Origin of the sequence: Promicromonospora kroppenstedtii DSM 19349, from assembly GCF_000515355.1 — a bacterium.
Lineage (GTDB): Bacteria > Actinomycetota > Actinomycetes > Actinomycetales > Cellulomonadaceae > Promicromonospora > Promicromonospora kroppenstedtii.
The window spans coordinates 1-3,255 of the sequence record NZ_KI911740.1; the positions used below are offsets into that span (position 1 = coordinate 1).

Annotated in this window: 5 protein-coding genes; 3 read left to right on the forward strand and 2 right to left on the reverse strand. The window is 74.0% G+C overall.

Annotated elements, in window-relative coordinates:
* Positions 1-780 (reverse strand): MFS transporter (locus PROKR_RS22405; protein ID WP_036967769.1); only part of this gene is annotated, 780 nt, incomplete at its 3' end.
* Positions 781-838: 58 nt separating this feature from the next.
* On the opposite strand from PROKR_RS22405, the gene PROKR_RS22410 reads away from it, so the two are divergent.
* From PROKR_RS22410 to PROKR_RS22420, 3 genes are read left to right on the forward strand one after another with little or no spacing between them, the layout of a single operon-like run.
* Entirely contained in the window at positions 839-1,432 is a 594-nt protein-coding gene (locus PROKR_RS22410) for a sugar O-acetyltransferase (RefSeq protein WP_036967771.1), read from the forward strand.
* Positions 1,433-1,434: 2 nt separating this feature from the next.
* Positions 1,435-1,980, forward strand: coding sequence for a TetR/AcrR family transcriptional regulator (locus tag PROKR_RS22415; RefSeq protein WP_036967774.1), 546 nt, complete (start codon positions 1,435-1,437; stop codon positions 1,978-1,980).
* 45 nt (positions 1,981-2,025) lie between these two features.
* On the forward strand, positions 2,026-3,129 hold the full coding sequence (locus PROKR_RS22420; RefSeq protein WP_036968133.1) for an NAD(P)-binding domain-containing protein: 1,104 nt from the start codon (positions 2,026-2,028) through the stop codon (positions 3,127-3,129).
* On the opposite strand, the gene PROKR_RS35915 is transcribed toward PROKR_RS22420, so the two are convergent.
* A partial coding sequence (locus PROKR_RS35915; RefSeq protein WP_036967775.1) for a hypothetical protein occupies positions 3,074-3,255 on the reverse strand: 182 nt, incomplete at its 5' end. The two genes, PROKR_RS22420 and PROKR_RS35915, sit on opposite strands and share 56 nt — an antisense overlap.

A 3,255-nucleotide genomic window follows, 5' to 3' on the forward strand; every position in this document is an offset into this window, starting at 1 on the left:
CAGCGCGGCCGGGGCGCCGAGGCCGGCCGAGAGGTAGAGCGTGGCCCAGGAGCTGCCGGCGTCCTCCACGAGGGCCCCGCCGATCCCGATCAGCACGAGCGCCGTGATGATCGCCAGGGTGCGCGCGCTCAGGCGCGGGGCGCGCATCCCGGCCGCCCGGGAGGCGGGCGCGGCGTCGTCGTCGGCGGTCTCGTCGTCCTTCCCGGGCAGGAGGAAGCGCAGGGACACGACCGCGACGGTCGCGAAGATCGCCAGCGAGATGCCCAGGTGCACCTGCAGCGGCAGGCCGAGCGCGATGGCGCCCGCGGCCATGGACCCGCCCAGCACCGCGCCGATGGACCACACCGCGTGGAAGCCGTTGATGATGGACCGCCCGTAGCGGCGCTGCACGCGCAGCCCGTGGGTGTTCTGCCCCACGTCGGTGATCGAGTCGGACGCTCCGCCGAGGAACAGGGCGGCCACGAGCAGCGCGAACGTCGGGGAGAGTCCCGCGGCCAGGGTGCCCAGGCCCGTCAGCACGGTGCCGACCACGGCGACCCGCCCCGAGCCGAACCGGCGCACCATCCAGCCCGCCGCGAGCCCGGAGACGATGGCGCCGGTCGGGAACGCGGCGATGGCCAGTCCGTAGGACGCGTTGTCGAGGTCGAGCGCGGTCTTGATCTCCGGCAGGCGCGGCACCAGGTTGGCGTACAGGGCGCCGTTGGTCAGGAACAGCGCGCCGACGGCGGCGCGGGCGCGCCGGAGGGCGAGCGGCGGACGGGTGTCCGGGGAGAGCGACATGCCGACGAGCGTACCCGCGTTACGTACGGTCGTACACATCGCCCGCTACGCTGTGCGCATGCCTCACGACTACTTCGCCGGTGACCCCCGCACCCACCACGAGCGCATGCTCGCCGGCGACCTGTACATCGGCGGTCAGGACCCGGAGAGCGTGCGTCTCGCCCAGCGCGGCGTCGCCCTCGCCGACGCCTACCACCGCGCATCGGTCGCGGGCGACGACGGCGCCCGCGCCATCCTGGACGACCTGCTCGGCACCCTGGGCGAGGACGCCTACGTCAAGCCGCCGCTGTTCGTCGACTACGGCGGCAATATCCACGTCGGCCCGCGCACCTTCGCCAACTACAACCTGACGGCCCTGGACGTCGCGACGATCACGATCGGCGCCGACTGCCAGATCGGGCCGAACGTGCAGCTCCTCACGCCGACCCACCCCGTGGAGCCCACCCCGCGCCGGGACAAGCTCGAGGCCGCGCGGCCCATCACGATCGGCGACAACGTCTGGCTCGGCGGCGGCGTCGTCGTCTGCCCCGGCGTGACGATCGGCGACAACACCGTGGTCGGGGCCGGCGCCGTCGTCACCCGCGACCTGCCGGCGAACGTCGTCGCCGTGGGCAACCCCGCCCGCGTGGTCCGCGACATCACCGAGGGCTGACCGTGACCGGGCGACGGCACGACCCCGATCGCAGGAGCCGGATCATCGATGTCTGCCTCGACCTGATCGCCGAGGTGGGCGTGGCCGGTGTCTCGCACCGCAAGGTGGCCGCCGCCGCCGACGTGCCGCTCGGCTCCATGACCTACCACTTCGCCGGGATGGACGAGCTGCTGCGCGAGGCGTTCGGCCGGTTCGCGCGCGCCGGGAGCGACGGGTTCGAGCAGCGGATGAGCGAGGCGACCGACCTGGAGAGCGCGCGGGCCGCCGTCGTCGCGATCATCACGCAGGACGTGTTCGGCACCCAGCGCGACCTCGTGCTGACCCACGAGCTCTACACGCTCGCGTCCCGCGAGCCCGCCTACCGCGAGCTGACCAACGCGTGGATGGCGCGGTCCCGGGCCGCCCTGGAGCGGCACTTCGACCCGGTCACGGCGCGGCTGCTGGACGCCCTGATCGAGGGGCTGACCATCCACCGGGCCCTCGACACCGAGGCGCCGCAGCCCGGGACCGTCACCGAGGCCGTGCGGCGCATCACAACCCCCGCCTAGCCGGAACAACCGCCGCGGCGGACTGTTGTCCCTGGTGTGAGCGAGATGAGGCGGGCGACCGTCGTGGTGATCGGGGCCGGGCAGGCCGGCCTGTCGGCGGCCTACCACCTGCGGCGCCGGGGCTTCGTGAGCGCTCTCGACGAGCCGGGGGCCGAGCGCACCTACGTGCTGCTCGACGCCAACCCCGCGCCGGGCGGCGCCTGGCAGCATCGCTGGGAGTCCCTGCGGATGGCCACGGTCAACGGGATCTTCGATCTCCCGGGCCTGGCCCAGCCCCCGGTCGACGCCGCCGAGCCCAGCCGGTTGGCCGTCCCGCGCTACTTCGCCGGGTACGAGCGGGAGTTCGGCTTCCCGATCCTGCGCCCGGTGCGCGTGGTCGCCGTCCGGCGCGCCGACGACGACCCCGACGGCGACCTCGTGGTGACCAGCGACCACGGGTCGTGGACCACGCCCGCCGTCATCAACGCGACCGGCACCTGGACCAACCCCGTGCTGCCGCGCTACCCGGGGCAGGACACGTTCCGCGGCCGGCAGCTCCACACACGCGACTACGTGCGGGCCGAGGACTTCGCGGGGCAGCGCGTCGCCGTCGTCGGCGGCGGGATCTCGGCGCTGCAGCTCCTGGAGGAGATCTCGCGCGTGGCGACCACCCGCTGGTACACCCGGCGCGAGCCGGTGTTCCACGACGAGTTCCGCAGCGAGACTCTCGGCCGCGAGACCATCACCAAGGTCATGGCGGACGTCGACGCCGGCCGGCCCACAGGGAGCGTCGTCTCCTACACCGGGCTGGTCTGGACGCCGTACGCGCTGGCCGCCAAGGAACGTGGCGCCCTGCAGCGGCGGCCCATGTTCACGGCGATCGAGCCCGACGGCGTCCGCGAGGCGGACGGCAGCCTGACCCCGCTCGACGCCATCCTGTGGGCCACAGGGTTCAAGGCCGACCTGGCGCACCTGGGCCCGCTGGGCCTGCGCAACGAGCTGGGCGGCATCACCATGCAGGGCACCCAGCCGGCCGTCGAGCCCCGGGTGCACCTCATCGGGTTCGGGCCGTCGCAGTCGACGGTCGGCGCCAACCGGGCGGGCCGCGAGGCCGTCACGGCGGTGGTTCGGCGGCTCCCGGCCGCGCTATCAGCTCGATCAGCAGGATGAGCACCACGGCCCCCGCGGCGACACCGACGATCAGCGCCGGCGTCGGGCTGCCGGCGAGCAGGATCACGAGCACCGCGAGCGCGATCACGGCCGCCCGGGCGACGCCCCGGTAGCGCGCGAGCCACA

Excerpts from the sequence above, each read along its gene's own strand:
- PROKR_RS22420 (WP_036968133.1), top strand. The coding sequence starts at position 2,026 with ATGAGGCGGGCGACCGTCGTGGTGATCGGGGCCGGGCAGGCCGGCCTG.
- PROKR_RS22410 (WP_036967771.1), top strand. The coding sequence starts at position 839 with ATGCCTCACGACTACTTCGCCGGTGACCCCCGCACCCACCACGAGCGC.